Here is a 21,342-nt window from a genome sequence, read left to right as displayed (position 1 = left end):
ATAAGGTGAATAAACCGATAACGCGATCCACATTAAACAAGGATATTAGCAATGCCAAAATTACGTTCAGCAACCAGCACCGAAGGCCGCAACATGGCAGGCGCCCGCGCACTATGGCGTGCCACTGGCGTGAAAGAAAATGATTTTGGTAAACCTATCATCGCGATAGCCAATTCGTTCACTCAGTTTGTCCCTGGGCATGTGCATTTAAAGAATATGGGATCATTGGTTGCAGGTGCCATTGAAGAAGCAGGCGGCATTGCCAAAGAATTTAATACCATTGCCGTAGATGACGGTATTGCTATGGGCCATGGCGGCATGCTGTATAGCTTACCGTCGCGCGAGTTAATTGCAGACAGTGTTGAATACATGGTCAATGCGCATTGTGCAGATGCATTAGTGTGTATTTCTAACTGCGACAAAATTACTCCTGGCATGTTAATGGCAGCGCTACGGTTAAATATTCCGGTGGTATTTGTATCCGGTGGACCAATGGAAGCGGGTAAAACCAAGCTATCTGATCAAATTATTAAGCTTGATTTAGTTGATGCCATGATCGCCGGTGCAGACTCTAATGTCAGTGACGAAGACAGTAAGCAAATCGAACGCAGTGCTTGCCCTACTTGTGGCTCATGCTCGGGCATGTTTACTGCTAATTCGATGAACTGTTTAACCGAAGCCTTAGGCTTATCGTTACCGGGTAACGGTTCCATGCTCGCAACTCATGAAGACCGTCGTGAATTATTTTTAGAAGCGGGTCGTCGCGTGATGATGTTGGCTGAACGTTATTACAAGCATGACGATGCAACGGCATTGCCACGTAATATTGCGTCATTTAAATCATTTGAAAATGCCATGGTACTTGATGTTGCCATGGGCGGTTCATCTAATACAGTGTTGCATTTAGTGGCTGCCGCGCAAGAGGCGGAAATTGACTTTACTATGGCCGATATTGATCGCATATCGCGCTTAGTGCCTCATCTATGTAAGGTTGCACCATCAACGCCTAAATATCATATGGAAGATGTTCACCGGGCTGGTGGGGTGATGGGTATTTTAGGCGAGTTAGATAGAGCAGGTTTAATCCATAACGATGTACCGCATGTGGCCGCAGACAATGGCGGCGATTTAAAATCAGTTTTAGCTAAATACGACATTAAACAAACTAACGACCCAGATGTAATCCGCTTTTTTAGTGCAGGTCCTGCTGGTATTCCAACCACTAAAGCATTTAGCCAAAATTGCCGTTGGGACAGTGTTGATGACGACCGTGAAAATGGTTGTATCCGTTCGCGTGAGTTTGCCTTTAGTCAAGAAGGTGGCTTAGCCGTATTGTCAGGTAATGTGGCCGTTGATGGCTGTATTGTCAAAACGGCAGGGGTTGATGAGTCTAATTTAACTTTTGTTGGTAGTGCTCGCGTGTACGAAAGCCAAGATGATGCGGTAGCCGGTATTTTAGGCGGCGAAGTGGTTGAAGGTGATGTGGTTGTTATTCGCTACGAAGGCCCAAAAGGTGGCCCTGGTATGCAAGAAATGCTGTATCCAACAACCTATTTGAAATCGCGTGGGTTAGGCGCTAAATGTGCGTTAATTACCGATGGTCGTTTTTCGGGTGGTACTTCTGGTTTGTCTATTGGCCATGTGTCACCAGAAGCTGCATCAGGTGGCACTATTGCACTGATCGAAAACGGCGATCAAATTGCGATCGATATTCCCAAGCGCAGCATTCAATTAAATGTTAGTGAAGCAGAGCTGACTCAGCGTCGCACTGCGATGGATGCTAAAGGCCCGTTAGGTTGGAAGCCGGTGTCTCGTGAGCGTTATGTGTCATTAGCCCTTAAAGCTTATGCATTACTTGCAACCAGTGCAGATAAAGGTGCGGTACGCGATCGCACTAAGCTGGAGGGGTAATATGTTGGCTTTGGCGTCTCAAACTCAATTAGATTTAGCGCATTATTATTTACAGAAAATTTTGCTATCGTCTGTTTATGATGTGGCTAAAGTGACGCCATTGTCGAGCATGAATAAATTGTCTGCTCGCTTTGGTTGTCAGGTGTATTTAAAGCGTGAAGATATGCAACCTGTGCATTCATTTAAAATACGTGGTGCCTACAACCGTATAGCAGCGTTAACTCAAGATGAGTGTGATAGAGGTGTGGTGTGTGCATCGGCGGGCAATCACGCTCAAGGGGTAGCGATGTCTGCTGCCAGTCGCGGTATTGATGCCGTAATTGTAATGCCTAGTACCACGCCAGATATTAAGATTGATGCTGTGAAACGCTTAGGTGGCAATGTGGTGCTTCATGGGCAGGCGTTTGATCAAGCCAATGACTATGCTAAAAACCTTTCGGTAACAGAAGGGCGTGTTTATATCGCTCCTTTTGATGATGAAGCGGTTATTGCGGGGCAAGGCACTATTGCGCAAGAAATGGTCCAGCAGCAACGCGATATCGAAATCGTGTTTGTGCCCGTTGGCGGTGGTGGCTTAATTGCCGGTATTGCGGCTTATTATAAAGCGGTAATGCCACAAGTGAGGATCATTGGAGTCGAACCCGAAGATGCAGCATGTTTAAAGGCGGCATTAGAAGCCGATGAACCAGTGACACTGGCTCAAGTCGGTTTGTTTGCTGACGGCGTAGCGGTTAAACGCATTGGTACTGAGCCATTTCGCTTAGCGCGTGAATACGTTGATGAAGTGGTTACTGTTACTTCTGATGAAATTTGTGCGGCAGTAAAAGATATTTTTGAAGATACCCGCGCGATAGCTGAACCTGCAGGGGCCTTGTCGATTGCTGGGCTTAAAAAATACATGGCCCAACAAGGTGACTCCATTAATGCACCGAAAAAAGTCGCGGCAATATTGAGTGGCGCCAATGTGAATTTTCATAGTTTACGTTATGTGTCTGAACGCTGTGAATTAGCTGAGCAAAAAGAAGCGGTACTAGCGGTAAAAATCCCTGAAAAGCCTGGCAGCTTTTTACGTTTTTGCGAGTTACTCGATAAACGGGTGATGACCGAATTTAACTATCGCTTTAGTAGCCGTGACATTGCGGTGGTATTTGCCGGCATTCGTCTTACCGGTGGCCAAGCAGAGCTAAGCGAAATTATCGCTAAACTTGAGTCTGAAGGCTTTGAAGTTCAAGATTTATCCCAAGATGAAACCGCTAAATTACATGTGCGTTATATGGTCGGTGGTCACCCACTTGAGCCACTAGAAGAGCGCTTGTTTAGTTTTGAATTTCCTGAGCATCCAGGGGCATTGTTGAAGTTTTTAACCACTTTACAGAGTAAATGGAATATCAGTTTATTTCATTACCGTAACCATGGGGCAGCCTTTGGCAGGGTGTTAACTGGGTTTGAAGTTCCGGCTAAAGACGACGTGGCATTTGCACAGTTTTTAACGGAGTTAGGTTTCGTTTATCAAGAAGAAACCCACAGTCCGGCATATCAGTTATTTTTAAATAGCGCTAAAGCAAAATCGTAAGCCATTTTTAACTAACCTGATCTCGGGATAAGAGACGAAGATATGATAATAAAGATCATAAACTTAGACGTTTATCACTATCAAACTTGTCATTTGTTTTACTAACAAGGCGAATAGACGCGTCAATAGCGGGTCTATTGCAAATTAATTCAACACCGTTAGCAAGGCAAAGGGCTGTTTGAGAGGAGTTTGTTATCCCTAGTTCAGGTTAACGACCATTCTGAGGTGATTTAGTGCTTCAATGTGGTATTGTCAGTTTGCCTAAAACGAAAAAATATTCGTAGGTTTGTAGAAACTATTACCAACGACCACTAATAAATTGATGTTAATGTATTTTGCAGCAACTGATTGGTATAGTTTGCTTTATATGTAGGGTAAATTTTTCCAGATTCATACTGAATTATGAATTTCGACCTCATTTTAAGGAGACATTGATGTTACCCGTACCAACAATTCCAGCTTTTATGCCACCGCGCCGAATCTTAATGGGTCCAGGCCCATCTGATGTGTATCCCGAAGTGCTTGCGGCACAATCAAGGCCGACTATTGGCCACCTTGACCCATTATTTGTTGGCATGATGGATGAGCTAAAAAGCTTAATTCAATATGCTTTTCAAACTAAAAACGAAATGACCTTAGCGGTATCTGCCCCAGGCAGTGCTGGTATGGAAACCTGTTTTGTCAATTTAGTTGAACCAGGTGAAAAGGTCATCGTGTGTCGTAATGGGGTGTTTGGTGAGCGCATGCGCCAAAACGTTGAGCGTGTTGGCGGTGTTGCAGTTGTGGTCGACAATGAATGGGGCGAACCCGTATGCCCAGATAAAGTTGAAGCTGCACTTGTCGCGCATCCTGATGCCAAATTTTTAGCCTTTGTACATGCAGAAACCTCGACGGGTGCGCTGTCGGATGCCAAAACATTGTGCACCTTGGCGCAATTACATGACTGTATCAGTATTGTTGATGCGGTGACCTCATTGGGTGGCGTTGAATTGCTGGTGGATGAGTGGGGCATTGATGCCATTTATTCAGGCAGCCAAAAGTGCTTATCTTGTGTGCCCGGTTTATCTCCGGTGTCATTTTCGCCTAAAGCCGTTGCTAAACTAAAAGCTCGTACCACCCAGGTGCAGAGTTGGTTTTTAGATCAAACCTTAGTGATGGGTTATTGGGGCAACGGCGCTGGTGCTAAGCGCAGCTATCATCATACTGCACCCGTTAATGCATTATATTCCCTCCATGAGTCTTTACGTTTGTTAGCCAATGAAGGGCTCGAAAATGCCTGGGCAAGACACCGTAAAATGCATCAGTTATTACGCGATGGATTAACCAAGCTTGGATTGAAATTTGTGGTTGAAGAAGCGTCTCGTTTACCGCAACTTAATACCGTTTATATTCCAGATGGTGTTGATGATGCTGCAGTGCGTAAGTATTTATTGGAAGAATATAATTTAGAAATTGGTGCAGGCTTAGGTGCTTTAGCGGGTAAAGCATGGCGCATCGGCTTAATGGGCTATGGTGCCCGTCGCGAAAACGTCGCTCTTTGCTTATATGCATTAGCAGAGTCTCTTAACCAGAACTGAGGTTAACAAGCTTAGTGGGTGTAAAAAAATGACGCTAAATAGCGTCATTTTTTATGTCTGTAAATGAGTTAAAACGATTACAGAGTCAGTAATATCAATCGTTATTCCGAATTTAGGTTAGTTACTCGGACCCTGTAACAGATTCTGTGTAACTACCTAATTTATATATAATCTGAAATTCGTTCTTCAAATTCAATAATAAAGCGATTCAGTGCCGGTTTCCAGTTTCTAATCGGCATTGTCCATTTCTTCGATGCTTGCATAATAGCCAAGTAAACAACCTTCTTCGCAGAGTCATCATTAGGAAACAGTTTGCGGTTCTTGATGGCCTTTCTGATAACACTGTTCAACGATTCAATTGCGTTGGTGGTGTAGATTGCTTTTCGGATATCTTCAGGGTAGTTAAATAGTGTATTGAGATTAGCCCAATTTCGCTGCCAAGAGGCTGAGATACTCGGATATTTTTCATCCCATTGCTCGCCAAAACGCGCTAAATTCAGCAAGGCTTCTTCTTCCGTCACTGAGTGGTAAATCTTCTTTAAGTCAGCAGCAACGACTTTGTAATCCTTATACGGCACAAATTTCATCGAGTTTCGTACCATATGCACTATACAGAGCTGAATTTGTGTTTTCGGATATACGGTATTAATGGCATCAGGAAAGCCTTTTAGGCCATCTATGCAGGCGATGAGGATATCATTGAGTCCTCTGTTTTGAAGTTCAGTCAACACATTGAGCCAAAACTTGGCTCCTTCATTCTCCGCTATCCACATCCCAAGCAGCTCTTTGTGACCTTCAAGGTTAACGCCAAGGGCTAAGAAAATCGCTTTGTTGATGACCTTATTGTTTTCCCTTATTTTAACCACGATACAGTCTAGAAAAACGATGGGGTAAACAGGCTCAAGTGGACGCGACTGCCACTCTATAACCTGGTCTATAACTGAGTTCGTCACTCTAGAAATGAGCGTAGGAGAGATTTCAGCACCATACATCTCATCAAAAGTATCGACAATATCGCGTGTTGTCATACCTTTGGCATACAGATGTAAAATCTTGTCATCCATTGATGTGAAGCGGCTTTGATGCTTCTTAACAATTTCAGGTTCAAAACTGCCATTACGGTCGCGAGGCGTATCTAACTCAAAGCTACCTTCTTCCGTTTTGACTTTTTTGCTGGAGTAACCATTACGGCTATTGTTAGTGAGGGCTTTCTCATTTTTTTGATAACCTAAATGATGTTCAAGTTCAGCATTTAATGCTGCTTCAACGGTAACTTTAGTTAACATTGCCCTGAAATCATTTAGGTCTGCTTCAGACTTTATGCCTTTGGCTGCTTGTTTAGCGAAAGCTTCTAATTCTTGTTTATTCATGTGCTACCTTCCATTGACCCTAATAGGGTACTGGTTGAAAAGCAGTTACACAAAATTATTTACAGGCTCGTTACTCGGCAAACTTTTTTTCTAACTCATTCACTTGCGCTTGTAATGCTTCAAGCTTCTCGCGGGTTTTAAGCAACACATGTTGCTGAACCTCAAACTCTTCGCGCGATACCACGTCCAGTTTCATCAATTGGTTTTGTAATATCTGCTTGCTGCGTTCTTCAAACTCACCGGCAAATTGCTTAACACCGCTGGGTAAGTTATCGCTAAGTTGTTTCGCGAGCTCTTCTATTTTCTTTGGATTAATCATGATGATTCCCTACTGAGACATTGATTTAATTGTAACCGAGGTAAGCGCTTTTCCAAACACTAAGTGTGATTTTTCGTTAACCGTCATCAGTTGATTCTGCTATGATCCGCCTTCGTTTAAGGCTAAGCAAGGTGTAATGATTAATGAAACTCAATCCAGGGCAAAATGAAGCCGTACATTATGTATCGGGTCCATGCTTAGTGCTCGCTGGCGCGGGGAGTGGTAAAACACGTGTAATCATTAATAAAATTGCTTACTTAGTTGAAAAGTGTGGCTATAAAGCCCGTAATATTGCCGCAGTAACCTTTACCAACAAAGCCGCCCGTGAAATGAAAGAACGTGTTGCTCAGTCGATGGGGCGCAAAGAAGCGCGCGGATTATGGATTTCTACTTTTCACACCTTAGGGCTCGAAATCATTAAGCGCGAGCATAAAGTGCTTGGGCTTAAAGCGGGTTTTTCATTGTTTGATGACCAAGATACTTTCGCGTTATTAAAAGAACTGACCGAAGATGAGTTAGATGATGATAAAGACCTGATCAAATCTTTGGCATCAGCGATATCGAATTGGAAAGGGGGATTAGTGATCCCTCAGCAAGCAAAAAGTATGGCAAAAGACGAGCAAAGCCAATTATTTGCCATGTTATATGCCAGGTATGCTCAGCATATGAAATCTTATAATGCGCTCGATTTTGATGACCTAATCTTAATTCCAACCTTATTATTGCGGATGAATGAAGAAGTCCGCACTCGTTGGCAGACTAAAATTCAATATTTGCTGGTGGATGAGTATCAAGATACCAATACCAGCCAATATGAGTTAGTTAAATTACTGGTGGGCGAGCGAGCACGTTTTACGGTGGTAGGTGATGATGATCAGTCTATTTATTCTTGGCGTGGTGCAAAGCCACAGAACCTGGTGTTATTAGGGACTGACTTCCCAAGACTTAAACTCATAAAGTTAGAGCAAAACTATCGTTCAAGCCAACGTATTCTTCGGGCAGCCAATATTTTGATTGCTAACAACCCTCATGTGTACGACAAAGCGTTATTCAGTGAGTTAGCTTACGGTGAGCCCTTAAGAGTATTAATTGCCGCTAACGAAGAGCAGGAAGCTGAACGAGTGGTTGCCGAGATCATTCGGCATAAGTTTGTTGGGCGGACTAAGTTCGGTGATTACGCCATTTTATACCGAGGTAATCATCAGTCTCGTTTACTCGAACGATCGCTTATGACCAACCGTATTCCTTATAAGCTTAGTGGTGGTACTTCATTTTTTTCTCGTGCAGAAATTAAAGATATCATGGGATATTTACGTTTAGTGGTGAACCCTGACGATGACAATGCTTTTTTACGGGTGGTTAACTTACCTAAGCGTGGTATCGGCCCTGCATCGCTGGAGCGTTTAGGTAATTTTGCCAATCAAAAGCATATATCATTATTTGAAGCTATTTTTGATGTTGAACTCAACCATCACTTAGCACCAGCTGCGGTTAACTCCTTGTATCAATTTGGTAAATTTATTGTTGATACTGGTGAAGTTGCCACGCGTGGTGAGCCTGTCGAAGCGATTAAACAGCTTATTCGTAAAATAAATTACGAAGATTACTTATACGAAACGAGTACCAGCGCTAAAGCGGCTGAAATGAGGATGAAGAATATTTCGGAATTATACCGCTGGGTTACCGAAATGCTCGAAGGTGATGAGTTAGATGAACCGATGACGTTACCAGAAGTGGTTACTCGATTAACCCTGCGCGACATGATGGAACGCAACAGCGAGGATGAAGGTGGCGATCAAGTTCAGTTAATGACGTTACATGCCTCTAAAGGACTGGAATATCCTTTTGTATTTATGGTGGGCGTTGAAGAGCGCATTTTGCCGCATCAGTCGAGTATTGACGAAGATAATGTCGATGAAGAACGCCGTCTGGCGTATGTGGGTATTACCCGTGCACAACGTGAATTGTGGTTTGTAATATGCCGTGAACGTCGCCAATTTGGTGAAACAATGCGATGTGAGCCGAGCCGTTTTTTACTTGAGTTACCGCAAGATGACTTAATTTGGGAAAACCGTAAGCCTGTTCAAACAGAAGAGCAGCGTGTCGAAACCAGCAAAAGTCACATCGCCAACATACGCGATATGTTTAAAAAATAGTGCTAATTGGGTTGGACTTATTGATTAGGCACAGGCCTTATGTGGCTTTTTTTTTTCGTTAAAAAGTTTACTGATCGCTCGTCCTTGACCACGCACATAACCCAGTTCTAAAAACTGCCTTACTTGTTGTTGTGTGTCTACTGTGGTGGCGTACATATCGAAATTAAGTGTTTGTGCCGTCAGTTGGTAAGCTTTGACTAATTGTAACTGTTTGTCATTGAGTAAATGCTTACTGATGTCATCATCTAACTTTAATGCCTTAATCGGTAAAAAGCTCAGGCAACTGAGTGAACTGTAACCTGTGCCATAGCCATCGATCCCGATTTGCACGCCTAGTTGCGAGATGAGCTCGAAACCATTGATGTGGTTTTCGGTGTCTTGCACTAGTGCTTTTTCGTTAAAGAATAATATTAATTTCTCAAGATTGATGTTGCTACTTTTAATCGTTTGCTTGAGATTGCGTAATACGAATTTATTTTTGATGTGCTGGCTGCTAATGGATAGATGTAAGTATACTGACGGTCCATATTTTTGTTTAAGAAATTGATACTGTTCACTTAAGTGAGAAAAAATATAACCGTCGATATTAAGTGTGAGCTGGTATTGTGCGGCAAGACTTTTCATTTTGCCATGTTCAATTATGCCTTGTTTGGGATGGTGCCACTCAACGTGAGGTTCAATGGCAATGATTTCACCATTAGTAAAATCGACCACTTCAACGTAGTTAATTTCAAATTCTTGTTGGTCTAGGGCGTTTTTAAAATCAATTTCCAATTCATGTTGTAGCTTAGATTGTGCGCTGAGCTTGTCGTCAAAAATAACATAACAACCCTTACCATTAGCTTTAGCCTGATACATAGCAGCGTCAGCATCACGAAGTAGTGACTCGCTGGTGACTAATTTATTACGTCCACTAAATGCAATTCCGATACTGGCACCTGAGATGAACTCTTGTTTGGCTAGCTGATAGGGCATCGACAACGCTTGTAAAATACGATCACTGACCTCGATTGCATCTTCCGTGGCATTAATAGAATCCAGCAAAATAACAAATTCATCACCGCCCATTCTTGCTAGAGTGTCATTTTCACGTACACATGACTTGATACGTTGTGCGGTTTCAATTAAAAAGCGATCGCCTTCGAGATGACCAAAAGAGTCATTGATCACTTTAAAGCGGTCGAGATCGATAAATAATAATGCAAATTGATCTAATCCATGCCGGCGCAAGTGTTTTAATGCTTGTGATAATCGTTCCATTAAATAGCTGCGATTGGGTAACCCTGTCAGTCCATCATGCTGAGCATCGTGTAAGAGTTGATCTTCAATCTTTCGGCGCTGATTAATTTCTTGTTGAAGATTGCTGTTCAGTTCAGCGAGTGCTCGAGTGCGTTTAACGACTTTATCTTCTAACTGCTCATGGCTATTTTTCAGTGACTCAGCCGCCAATTTACGTTCAATAGCATTGGCCATATGTTGAGACACAAACGTCAGCAACTCTAAATCTTTCAATTGATAAATATGAGCGTCACCCAAGCTATAAATCGTTAATGCGCCAGCGACATCGCCATTAATGATCAGCGGAATGCCTATCCATTGATGCATTCTATCGGTTTTGTTTAATTCTGGTGATTTTGCGTAAATCTCACCATTAGCAACCATGTCAGCGATATCTTTAGATGATAATAACCGCGGTAATTTATGTTCTAGGATGTATTCTGTTAGCCCATCCTGCATAGGACGAGAGGCTGGATATTCGGTTGTCATTTGCGAAACATAGAAAGGAAACGACAACATATTGTTATCGTTTATCAATGAGATAAAACAGTTATCAGCCGGTATTAATTGACTCATAATAGTGTGAAGTCGTAAATAAAAGTCTTGTTGGAGTACATTTGATGCAGATAAATCGGCAATTTCGAATAAGGCTTTTTGCAATTTTTCGGCTTTAACTCGTTCCGTTATCTCTTTTTTGACTTTTTCATAAGCTTGGCTGAGTTCTTTAGTGCGTTCAACAATGGCTTGTTCTAGTTGTTCATGATGCTCAAGCCGTTCCATTACCCCAGAAATATGATGGCAAATGAAACCCATTAATTCTAATTCAAGTTCACCGTAGGTATTGGCTTCGTTATAGCTTTGTACAACAAGTACACCACTGACGACATCTTGGTTCTTGATGGGTACGCCAAGCCATTGGTGACTTGGAGAGCCAAGGCTTTTAATATCGCCACTGGCGATCAATTCATTAAACTTATTATCGTCGCATAACAAAGGTGTGCCATTACGGAGCACATAACCTGTTAAACCACTATTAAGTAATGCTGATATTTCCTGGTCTGGGTAGAGTTCCGTTGGGTGAGAATCTTGTTGGTCGGCAAAAAAAGGTAAACTTGTCAGTCCGGTTTTTTGGTCTTGAGATGCAATAAAAAAGTTTTCTGCAGGGATAAGTTGCTGCAGATGTAAGTGTACTCGTTGATAAAAATCATCAAGTGAAGTGACCTGGGTCGCAATATTAGAAATACCCAGTAAAGCGTTCTGAATAGTCTCAGAACGTTTATATTTTTTAGCCAAACGCTTTAAGCGAGCGATCCTTTTTTGCAGATGCTCGACTCGTGGAGAGGCTATTGAGTGACTTATTGCAGTATCCATACCCTTGTTGACCGTTATCCTATTAATTATGTGAACAAATTATTGTTGAGCAATCATTATAATTACCATAAATACAAATGTGATCCAAGCTAAATTAATGTCAGTATAAAGTTAATAACTCTCGTAAATGAGTGCGAATAAGTAAGAAGCGAGCAAATAGTTAGCGTAAATGAGTCAAAAGTTAATCAGTCAGTTAAAAAAAGCAAATCAGGGCTAGACGTGACGGTGTTTTATCCCTAATATATGCGTCGCTAACCAAGGCGAGCGCCCATAGCTCAGCTGGATAGAGCGTACCCCTCCGGAGGGTAAGGCCGAAGGTTCGAATCCTTCTGGGCGCACCATTCGGCATGTACTGTTTCTGTCGTATTGGTTAGTAGAATTGAAAGTCAGTGGTGATTGTAGCTCAGTTGGTAGAGTCCCGGATTGTGATTCCGGTTGTCGTGGGTTCGAGCCCCATCAGTCACCCCATTCAATTTGTCGTTTTATATAGTTTTATTTTCGGTGATTAGCGCAGCCCGGTAGCGCATCTCGTTTGGGACGAGAGGGTCAGAGGTTCGAATCCTCTATCACCGACCACATTCCCGCTTTCTTATAGCGAATTTAGCCTCAAAGTTAAATAAATATCAGACTTGTTTTCAAGTAAAAATCTCGGTGATTAGCGCAGCCCGGTAGCGCATCTCGTTTGGGACGAGAGGGTCAGAGGTTCGAATCCTCTATCACCGACCACATTGCCGCTTTCTCATAGCGAATTTAGCCTCAAAGTTAAATAAATATCAGACTTGTTTTCAAGTAAAAATCTCGGTGATTAGCGCAGCCCGGTAGCGCATCTCGTTTGGGACGAGAGGGTCAGAGGTTCGAATCCTCTATCACCGACCAATTTAACTAAAAGGCTACTCAAATGAGTGGCCTTTTTGTTTTTCTTGATTGGTCATTACATTCGTACTATTGCCTTATTAAGTGAACAATGCCAATCGCATTATCTATCTGCATTATCTATCTGCATTATCTATCCACATTATTGATTCACACTATCTATTTGCATTAACGGCGTTAATAGGAACTACATGCTATGTTTAATGACGTTTGTATGTTTTTTGCTAACCATACGTTATAGCCCTTCTGTTATAGCTGGAGGATTGATACCGTTTATTACTGCTGCGACTATAGGTATAAATAACCTGATGTGTACGGCATCGATGTGCCATGATTGAAGTGGGAGGAGACCATCACATCAGGTTAAATAGGCTTTACGCTGATATTCAGGTTATCAGAGTCGTGCCATGGTATGGCTAAATCTTATCGAGCAAGCTTGGTCGTAAATTAATTGCAGTAGACTGGTATCGTTCTTAAATATGAACGAGTTCACCAGAACAGCTGTATAGCGCTAGCATTGTGTTATAGCTGTTGGGTTAACCCACTAATACCCTAGTGAGTTTATCGCCTGTAAGTAGCTCTACAGAGATAAAAAAACCACTCAGAGGAGTGGTTATTATTAGTAAATCAACTCTTTGATATCACTTAGAGCTTCACATTGACCGGCGGTACAATAAAGCCTTGATAAGCATCGACTCTGAGTTCAGTAAATCGTGTTAATTGGTTTGCTTCTTGGATGCCTGTGACAATCACTTGAATATCTAACCCTTTAGCGACATTCACTAAGGCACGACATAATTCGCTGTTGTGTTGATTCTCTTCAATATAGGCAAATGATTGGTCTAGTTTGACATAATTTGGACGTAGACTTTGTAAGTAAGCCATTGAACCGAATTGGCGACCAAAATGATCGATACCAAACTGAGCTCCTGAATCTCGAATGACTTTACAGAGATTTTCACAAGATTCTAAATCGCTATATACACTAGCTTCTGGGATTTCAAAGCAAATCCGTTCGGTGTATTTATTGGATCGTAGGAATTGTTTTAGCCAAAGATGAAAATCAGCATCGCTTATACTTTGATAAGTAAGATTGATGGCGACGCGTTCATAATTGCGTTCGAGTAAACGATGTTCATTGACTGTTTCTATTAAACAACGATCGAACATTGTGCCTAATGAGAGTAATTCTATATAGGGAACAAACTGACCAGCATGGAGGATTGTGTCGCCTATTTGCAGTTGGCAATATAGTTCGCGCTGACAAATTTCATCTTTGGCACATAGCTGAATCGACTGCCAACGGAATTGGAATTTTTTGTTCTTTATGGCATGACTTAAATTATTGCGCCACTCTTCACGGGTAAACAGCTGCTTTTGAGTGTTCTCAAACCAATGGAACACTTTGTCGTCTTTAATGGACTGTTGGAGTGCGTTATCTGCTTGAGCCAACATGTCTGATACTGTCATTTGTCCTAGACGTTCAGCAACACCAATATAAAACTGTTCATTTGGTTTACAGCCAGCTTTAGATATTTCTTTATTAACAGTACGTATTAGGCTTTGCAAATACTTAGCCAGCTGGTCATGTTCACAGTCCTCAACAAGGAAGGCAAATTCATATGCTGCAATGCGGGCTATAACAGAAGAAGAAATTTGATCTTGGTGGTGTTGTAGTTTCTCAGCCAGAATGCGAATGGTCTCATCGCGAACTTGGAAACCGTATTTGCTATGTACTTCTTCTAGCCAATCCATTTTGACTAAGTAAAGTGCTCCGGTACTGGGTTCGCTTAACCAACCATTAACTCTACTGACCATATATTGTCTATTTGGCAGCCCTGAGACTTGATCGATAAGATTTTTCTTTCTTAATGCTGAGACTTCTTCGTCAAGAGAATTAAATACTTGTTTTAATTGGGCTGACATACTGTTAAATGCATTGACGAGCTCTTTTAACTCCCTTGTTTTTGGCGTTGGCATATCTGGGCCAAATTGCTGTGCTGCTATTTGTTTAGCGTGTAAAGAAAGGGTGTTTAAGGGTTTTAAAATCCAGCTTAATCCCACTCGCGCAAATATAATGGCGATGAGAAATAAGATTGAAAATAGAATAATAATGTCGGAAATAATCCGCCATAACTCCTGATAGCCAAATCCTGGGTGAGCTGTAATTTCTAGTGTGGCAAGTTGTAACCAACCAGAGGTAATCGTGGTTTGTTTTTTAATGGTTTTAAACAGGTTTAGATCGATAAACCATTGAGGGATATTATCGACTTTAACAGAGTTGTTCCACACTTGTTGCTTACCATCAACCAACCACGTTAGTTTGATTTGTTGATAATAGCCGCCCTCAAAAATGACATTGACTAATGTTTCAGCTCCGGCATCATCACCGGCTTCTAAAACAGGGGTCAGCATTAATCCTAATGAATTACTGGCATTGTTGAGATCAGATTCCATTTGTTTGGATAAGAATCCTTGGGTTTCTGAAAATTGTACATAGGCTACGCTTGCAATTGTTAACAAGAAAAGCCCGAAAAGTAACGCATAGATCTGCCTGAACAGGGTCATGTTGTCACTACTCCATGTTGAGTTTGGGTTGGCGTAAGCGTTCTACACCTAATCTAAGTTTAAGGTCAGTCCATTTTTCAAGGCGTGATGATGAGCCAGCTAACACACCTCGACCTTTTTCTTTGTTTAGCCATAATTGTTTACCGTTAAAACTGTAAACCGGCAGGAGATCTTTTCGTTTCGTTGCCAATTTTATGGTTTTATCCAAATTGTCGAGCACTAACGGAATCGAATTAGGCTTTTCATAGTATGCTAACACCATATGATATTGATTCAGCGATGTCGCTTTTACCATGGTGATTCGGAGTTTATCTTCAGGAATACCCAGTTGAAGAAGCGTGAAATACTTTGCGATTGAGAAGTCTTCGCAATCCCCTCCGTTAGCCCCGATAAACTCCATTGGCGATGCCCAATAATTGGATTCACCCCATAGCGTTTGATCATCAATGAATCGAAATAAATTAAAAAATTGATTCACTTTTTCTAATTTATCAATATCAGCAAGTTGTTGTGAATCACTGACGATTTTGAACCAAGCATTTGCTCGTAATCCTGCGCGATCGCCATAACGTTTCGACAATGCTGAAACGGTTTGCTGCTGATTCAATTCTTGAGTTGGTGCAGCATATAAACATGAAACTAAAAGGGCCGATGCCATAATAAAAAAATGACAGACCCTTTTATGCAACGCTGTAGTTACTTTGCTGTCTTCACGACTCAAAGAATCAATGCCTTGTATGTCCGTTAGTCATTTTGCTCATCGACAGTGTAAATATTCCATCTCATTTCTGGAATGGTGTCATCGGCTGTGACTTCAGCTATCACACGACGATTACGCTCTTCTGCTTCTGGCGTGCCACTGTTATCAATTGGGTTATCAAAACTATACCCTGTAGCGTTAAGACGGCTTGGATCGATACCAAAGGTGTTTTCTAACACTTCGATAACCGCTTTTGCACGTTTTTGAGATAACGCTAAATTAAGTTCATAGCTTCCACGTTTACTGGTATGGCCTTCTATTTTTACCTTAGTGGTAGGGTAGGTTTTCATGATATTAGCGACGCGTTCAATTTGGTTATAATACTGCTGTTCGATAACCACTGAATTATTACTAAATAGTATTTTTAAGTCTTGGCGTTCATTGATATCTTTGATGCTACCACAACCATAGTTGTCGACAGCAGCACCAATGATGGTGCCAGCACAACGTTCTCGGGCCATTATCACACCATCACGATCACTGTCGGCAAGATCAAAATTTTGTGGTGTAGAAGCATTAGACTCGACAATATCGTTGATCGAACAACCTGTTGTTGTAATCAATGCGAGTAAAATCATCAAATATTTCATTATTTAACACCTCCCTCATATTCACGCTCACCACGCCATTCTCCCGGGCGTGTTACTCGAAGTGAGTCAAGTAGATCGCCTGTCGCATTCAATACTCGGTAACGAGCAGCAATTTCGTCATACTCGGTTTGCAAGTAATCCTTACGAGCTTCAAATAGTTCATTTTCTGTATCGAGTAAATCGAGCAGAGTTCGTTGGCCCAAGTTAAATTGTTGCACATAAGCCACTTGAGTCTGTTTTGACGCCACAACATGTTCACGGATGAACTGTTTTTGTGGGGCTAACATTTCATAAGCATTCCAAGCTAACGAAACACCCTCAACAACTTGGCGATAAGCGCGTTGTTGGATTTCTTTTGCTTCGTTGACTTTATAGGCTGTTTCTCTGTCTTTTGAGACGTCTTTACCACCTGAAAAAAGGTTATATTTAACCCGAACCATAGCAACTAAATCATTGTTATAGCCGTTAACATTTTGGCTGCTAATTGCGCTGTAGCCATCTTCGCCATCAGTATCATTATTCCAGTTACCATTAAGTTCTAGGCTTAATTGTGGGAAATAGCTGGCTTTGGCTGAGCTACGTTCTTTTTTAGCGGCGTTAATATCGCTTTCCGCTGATTTTAATACTGGGTGTTTTGATTTTGCTGCCATGAGCCCTTTATCTAAGCTTTTTGGTAGCATATCAGCATCAGGCACTGGCAGAATTAGGTCATCGGGTTTTGCTTCAACAATTCTGATATAGGCTGCACGAGCATCTTCTAAATTATTTTTAGCCGAAATTACATTGGCGTTTGCACGGGCAAGACGACCGGTGATTTGCGATAAATCTGCTATCGATCCTAAACCTGAATCTGTGCGTTGTTTTATTTGATCGTAAATCTCTTTATGACTCGCGAGATTTTTCTCCGAGAGTAATAGTACTTGCTCGCTACGGATGTAGTTCAAATAGACCTTTGCAACATCCAATGCCATATCTTCAGCAGCAGCAAATAATGCCCACTGATCCGCGCTAGCTTCATACGAATAACGATCGACTTCGCTACTGGTATAGAAACCATCAAACAGCATTTGTTTGATACTAAAACCGGCTTCGCCACGTTCTAAATCAATCATACCGTCATTATCAACATCACCTTGGCCTACTTTACGACGAGTTGAAGGGCTATCTGTTTGCTCCCAGCCATAGCCCGCAGAAAGATCTACGGTTGGCATATAGCCTGCTACGGCTTGATTAACTTGCTCTTCACGCGCTTTAAAACGATTAAAAGCAATGCGTAAATCTGGGTTTGTGTCTAGCGTATGTGCAACAGCTTGCTCAAGAGTCTGGCTTGAGGCTGTTGGCGCTATCAACATTGATAAAGCAAGAGCAACAGCACTTAGCTTTATTTGTTGATTTATAATAGTTGTCATAAAAAACCCTCCCGGTTCTTCTTAGCGCTCTCTAAGGGCGGTATCTTTCGCTCTTAAAATTGGATTTAAAATGTACTCAAGTATGGATTTTTTTCCCGTGATGACATCTACTGAAGTGAGCATCCCTGGAATTATTGGCATCTCTGTGCCATCGTCTTTCATTAAACTGGACTCTTGTGTTCGCACTTTTACAATATAGAAACTATTGCCTTCTTCATCCTGTGACGTATCGGCGCTAATGTGTTCAACGGTTCCTTTTAGCCCGCCATAACGAGTAAAGTCATATGCGGTGACTTTTACGATAGCGGGTAATCCCGGATGTAAAAAAGCAATATCTTTAGGAGTGATTTTGGTTTCTATCAGCAGTTTATCTTCTGATGGAACAATTTCCATAATCTCTTCACCTGGCTGTACAACGCCACCTAAGGTATTAAAGTTAATTTTTTTAATGGTGCCTATAACAGGCGAAGCTATGACGGCTTTACTGACCTTATCAAATGCGCCTTTTTGTGCCTGATTCATACGTGATAATTTGGTTTGCATTTCATTGAGCTGTGCACGTAAATCAGTGGCATAAACAAATACAGCTTCTCGGCGCTTTAAGATTGCTTCATCCATAGACGCTTTCACTTTTGGACGTAAAAGCCTAACCGATTGTAATTCACCTTGAATATCATTCACTGTGCGCTCAAGTTTGAGCAGCTCAACTTCCGGAACAATGCCTTTCCGAGCAAGTGGTCGAGTCAATTCAAGCTCGCGAGATACTAATTGATAACTCGTCGTAAGGGTACTAATTCTAGAGGCCAACTCTTCTATTTCTTGCTGACGTTGTTGGATCTGACGTACAAGAATTTCTAATTGGTTGCTTAAATTATCCAACCGAATTGAATATTCTTCTTGTTGACGCCTAACCAGTTCTGGCTCTTCGTCAATAATGGTCTGCGGAAATACCAAATTTTGCTTGGTTATTTTGACCTGTTGGCGCCAGTCTGAAGACATATCTGAAATAATAATACTGTCTAATTCGGTGCGCATGCGAATAATATTAGTTTGTAATCCGAACACTTCTTGTTCTTGCTGGTCAAAATCGGAGCGGAATCGGGTGTCATCAATCCGGGCTAAAGGTTGTTCTTTAGTGACCAGACTCCCTTCTTGGACATAGATTTCCTGCAAAATTCCGCCATCTAGACTTTGGATAATTTGAATCTGTGACGACGGAATAACTTTACCCGTTCCTGATGTCACCTGATCTAATTCTGAGAAGTAAGCCCAAATAAAAAAACACACCATCATTGCGGACAGTGACCATATGATAAGACGATGTCCTGACGGGGCGTCAGTCATCATGGCACCATAAACGTCATCAACCATTTCTAAGTCGGCTACGGTAAGATGCTTACTCATGAGTTTTGGGCTCCAGCAATTGTCCCTGCATTAAGTTTCGCAAGGACTTCATCTTTAGGACCATCAGCCACTACATGTCCACGTTCTAACACAATAATGCGATCGACTAGATTTAATAAATGCATTTTATGGGTAATGAGTAATAATGTTCTGTCGCGACTAACCAATTGCATTGAGCGAATAAACTGTTTTTCTGCTCTAGCATCCAGGCTTGCTGTTGGTTCATCCATTAATAATATCGAGGGATCATTCAATGTTGCTCTGGCTAAAGCGACGGTTTGTCGTTGGCCACGACTGAGTGACAAGCCTCCTTCACCAACTTGTTGATCTAATCCTTCAGACTCTAAGTTAGTAAACATACTGACACCAGAAAGCTGGATAGCTCTTATTAATTGATGTTCAGTCACTTGCCTAGAACCGAATAAAATATTGTCGCGAATAGTCCCATGAAACAAGGTGACGTCTTGAGGTAAATAGCCAAAGTTACGTCTTAGGTCGCTAGGGTGAATCTGTCCTGCATCTAATCCATCATAGCGCAGGCTGCCTTGAGTTGGTTTGTACAATCCGAGTAGTAATTTGGCTAGGGTGCTTTTACCTGAGCCGTTACGACCGATAATGGCGATGCGCTCACCAGGATTAATCTGTATTGATAAAGGGTGTAGGCTTGGTTTTTCGGAGCCAGGGAAGCTAAAACTGATATTATCCGCTTCAATTTTTCCCATAAATCGTTCTTTACTGGCTAGGTTTCCTTTGTCTTCAAACTCATCTTCTTGTTCCATTATTGCGTCTAATTGGCGCAGTGAACTGATGGTATGATTACCTCGGGTAATTAACCCTGCTAATTGAGCCATCGGAGATATAGCTCTGCTAGATAGCATGACCGCGGCAATGATCCCACCCATGGAAATTTCGTTTTCTGCTAGTCGATACACACCTAATATCACGACTAATACCACGGTTAATTGCACCATAAAATTAGCTATATGGCTGACATAATTAGACAGTTTTTTGGTTTTGAGCTGCCAATTGGCTGTATGGCCAATCATTTGTTGCCAGCTTTTTTGTACTAACCCTTCTGCACCATTGGCTTTAATTGACTCTAACGCGGTTAAACTTTCAATTAAATGGCCATGCTTTAAACTGGCAAAGCGGTTACTTTCTTCAATTGCTTGCTTCAGTTTAGGTTGTAGATAAAAGGTGACTGCGATAATGATCAAGCTGCCAATAACCGGAATAATAGCTAAATCGCCAGCAACAATATAAATGATGATCACGAACAGTAATGCAAACGGTAGATCAACCAACGCAGTAATCGTTGCAGAGGTCAAAAACTCCCGAATACTGTCAAACTCACCTAATTGTCTTGCCATTCCTCCTACGCTTGGTGAACGCTTAGATAGTGGAATACCAATGGCTTTTGCAAATAGTTTTGAAGAAACAATAATGTCGACTTTTTTACCCGCTATATCAATTAAATAGCTGCGTAATTGGCGCATTATAAAGTCGAATATATAAGCAATACTTGCCCCAATGGCTAAAACCCATAGTGATTCAAATGCGAGATTGGGTACCACTTTGTCATAGACATTCATAATAAATAGTGGTGAAACCAAGGCAAAAAGGTTGACCAATACTGAGGCTATTAGAGCATCTCGGTAAATAGGAGCAGAGTCTTTAATACTTTGCAGTAGCCAATGTGTTTTGCTGTCATGCAGGTGAACATCAAAACTTTTGTCACCACGGTAATCTTGTTTAACTAAAAATAAGTAACCTACATATAAGGTTTCTAAACCTTCAATCGTCAGAGTATCTTCGCCGCCCGTTTCAGGTAATTGTATAACGGCTTTGTCTTGCTCTAGATCGATCTCTCTTAGAATACAGGCCTTTTTATCTTTCAATAATAAGATACAAGGTAATAATATTTCAGAGATTTGATTCAAATCTTTACGTGATAATTTAGCTGATAGCCCAGCCCTTGCCGCGGCTTGAGGAATTAAATCGGGCGTAATGACTGCACCAGACAAAGGAAGACCTGCCGCAAGGGAATCTATTGAGCAAGGGCTTCCAAAATGTTCAGTTAATAAAACCAAACAATCGAGTAACGGATCGACCGTTACCCGCTGGGAAGCAGAGATCGTCCACTGCTCACTTTTGTTAGACGCAGTTATAGGCACCTAATCATT

13 protein-coding genes and 5 tRNA genes are annotated in these 21,342 nt (G+C 41.7%); 9 read left to right on the top strand and 9 right to left on the bottom strand.

Annotated elements, in window-relative coordinates; translation table 11 throughout:
• Positions 1-51: 51 nt before the first annotated feature.
• The 3 genes from ilvD (at position 52) to HNW13_RS12015 (ending at position 5,061) form a co-directional block, all read left to right on the top strand.
• Positions 52-1,911, top strand: a complete 1,860-nt coding sequence (gene ilvD / locus HNW13_RS12025; RefSeq protein WP_192116351.1) for a dihydroxy-acid dehydratase — start codon at positions 52-54, stop codon at positions 1,909-1,911.
• 1 nt (position 1,912) lies between these two features.
• A complete protein-coding gene (gene ilvA / locus HNW13_RS12020; protein ID WP_192116350.1) occupies positions 1,913-3,484 on the top strand; it encodes a threonine ammonia-lyase, biosynthetic in 1,572 nt (523 codons plus the stop codon).
• Positions 3,485-3,918: 434 nt separating this feature from the next.
• Positions 3,919-5,061 (top strand): alanine--glyoxylate aminotransferase family protein, encoded by a 1,143-nt coding sequence (locus tag HNW13_RS12015; protein WP_192116349.1) that lies wholly within the window; start codon positions 3,919-3,921, stop codon positions 5,059-5,061.
• 161 nt (positions 5,062-5,222) lie between these two features.
• On the opposite strand, the gene HNW13_RS12010 is transcribed toward HNW13_RS12015, so the two are convergent.
• Together HNW13_RS12010 and HNW13_RS12005 are read right to left on the bottom strand one after the other, a co-directional pair.
• Positions 5,223-6,431 (bottom strand): IS256 family transposase, encoded by a 1,209-nt coding sequence (locus tag HNW13_RS12010; protein ID WP_192115415.1) that lies wholly within the window; start codon positions 6,429-6,431, stop codon positions 5,223-5,225.
• 70 nt (positions 6,432-6,501) lie between these two features.
• Entirely contained in the window at positions 6,502-6,750 is a 249-nt protein-coding gene (locus HNW13_RS12005) for an accessory factor UbiK family protein (protein ID WP_059746313.1), read from the bottom strand.
• Between the two features lie 143 nt (positions 6,751-6,893).
• Here HNW13_RS12005 and rep point away from each other — a divergent pair, with 143 nt between their 5' ends.
• Entirely contained in the window at positions 6,894-8,906 is a 2,013-nt protein-coding gene (rep, locus tag HNW13_RS12000; protein WP_192116348.1) for a DNA helicase Rep, read from the top strand.
• Positions 8,907-8,930: 24 nt separating this feature from the next.
• Here rep and HNW13_RS11995 read toward each other — a convergent pair whose 3' ends face one another.
• Positions 8,931-11,555 carry a diguanylate cyclase gene (locus tag HNW13_RS11995; protein ID WP_162022171.1) on the bottom strand — a complete coding sequence of 875 codons (2,625 nt, stop codon included), beginning with the start codon at positions 11,553-11,555 and terminating at the stop codon, positions 8,931-8,933.
• A gap of 264 nt (positions 11,556-11,819) precedes the next feature.
• Between HNW13_RS11995 and HNW13_RS11990 the strand changes: the two genes are divergently transcribed.
• The 5 genes from HNW13_RS11990 to HNW13_RS11970 all read left to right on the top strand — a co-directional run bounded on the left by HNW13_RS11990 (position 11,820) and on the right by HNW13_RS11970 (position 12,431).
• Positions 11,820-11,896 (top strand) — tRNA-Arg (locus HNW13_RS11990).
• A gap of 51 nt (positions 11,897-11,947) precedes the next feature.
• Positions 11,948-12,023 (top strand) — tRNA-His (locus HNW13_RS11985).
• A 31-nt stretch (positions 12,024-12,054) separates the two neighbouring features.
• A tRNA-Pro gene (locus HNW13_RS11980) sits at positions 12,055-12,131 on the top strand.
• A gap of 73 nt (positions 12,132-12,204) precedes the next feature.
• A tRNA-Pro gene (locus HNW13_RS11975) sits at positions 12,205-12,281 on the top strand.
• Positions 12,282-12,354: 73 nt separating this feature from the next.
• Positions 12,355-12,431: transfer RNA gene (locus HNW13_RS11970), tRNA-Pro, on the top strand.
• Positions 12,432-13,073: 642 nt separating this feature from the next.
• On the opposite strand, the gene HNW13_RS11965 is transcribed toward HNW13_RS11970, so the two are convergent.
• The 6 genes from HNW13_RS11965 to HNW13_RS11940 all read right to left on the bottom strand — a co-directional run bounded on the left by HNW13_RS11965 (position 13,074) and on the right by HNW13_RS11940 (position 21,333).
• Entirely contained in the window at positions 13,074-14,996 is a 1,923-nt protein-coding gene (locus HNW13_RS11965; RefSeq protein ID WP_101087239.1) for an EAL domain-containing protein, read from the bottom strand.
• A 7-nt stretch (positions 14,997-15,003) separates the two neighbouring features.
• Entirely contained in the window at positions 15,004-15,654 is a 651-nt protein-coding gene (locus HNW13_RS11960; protein ID WP_101087238.1) for a transglutaminase-like cysteine peptidase, read from the bottom strand.
• Between the two features lie 86 nt (positions 15,655-15,740).
• A complete protein-coding gene (locus HNW13_RS11955; protein WP_162022189.1) occupies positions 15,741-16,346 on the bottom strand; it encodes an OmpA family protein in 606 nt (201 codons plus the stop codon).
• A complete protein-coding gene (locus tag HNW13_RS11950) occupies positions 16,346-17,755 on the bottom strand; it encodes a TolC family outer membrane protein (RefSeq protein WP_101087236.1) in 1,410 nt (469 codons plus the stop codon). Before HNW13_RS11950 ends, HNW13_RS11955 begins: the two co-directional genes overlap by 1 nt.
• Before the next feature lie 21 nt (positions 17,756-17,776).
• Entirely contained in the window at positions 17,777-19,159 is a 1,383-nt protein-coding gene (locus HNW13_RS11945) for an HlyD family type I secretion periplasmic adaptor subunit (protein WP_192116347.1), read from the bottom strand.
• Positions 19,156-21,333: a type I secretion system permease/ATPase gene (locus tag HNW13_RS11940; RefSeq protein WP_101087234.1), complete on the bottom strand. Its 2,178-nt coding sequence runs from the start codon at positions 21,331-21,333 to the stop codon at positions 19,156-19,158. Before HNW13_RS11940 ends, HNW13_RS11945 begins: the two co-directional genes overlap by 4 nt.
• Between the last annotated feature and the right edge of the window lie 9 nt (positions 21,334-21,342).

This window comes from Shewanella sp. BF02_Schw (genome assembly GCF_014596695.2).
In the GTDB taxonomy this organism is placed as follows: Bacteria; Pseudomonadota; Gammaproteobacteria; order Enterobacterales; family Shewanellaceae; genus Shewanella.
This window is presented reverse-complemented; position numbering and strand designations above follow the sequence as displayed.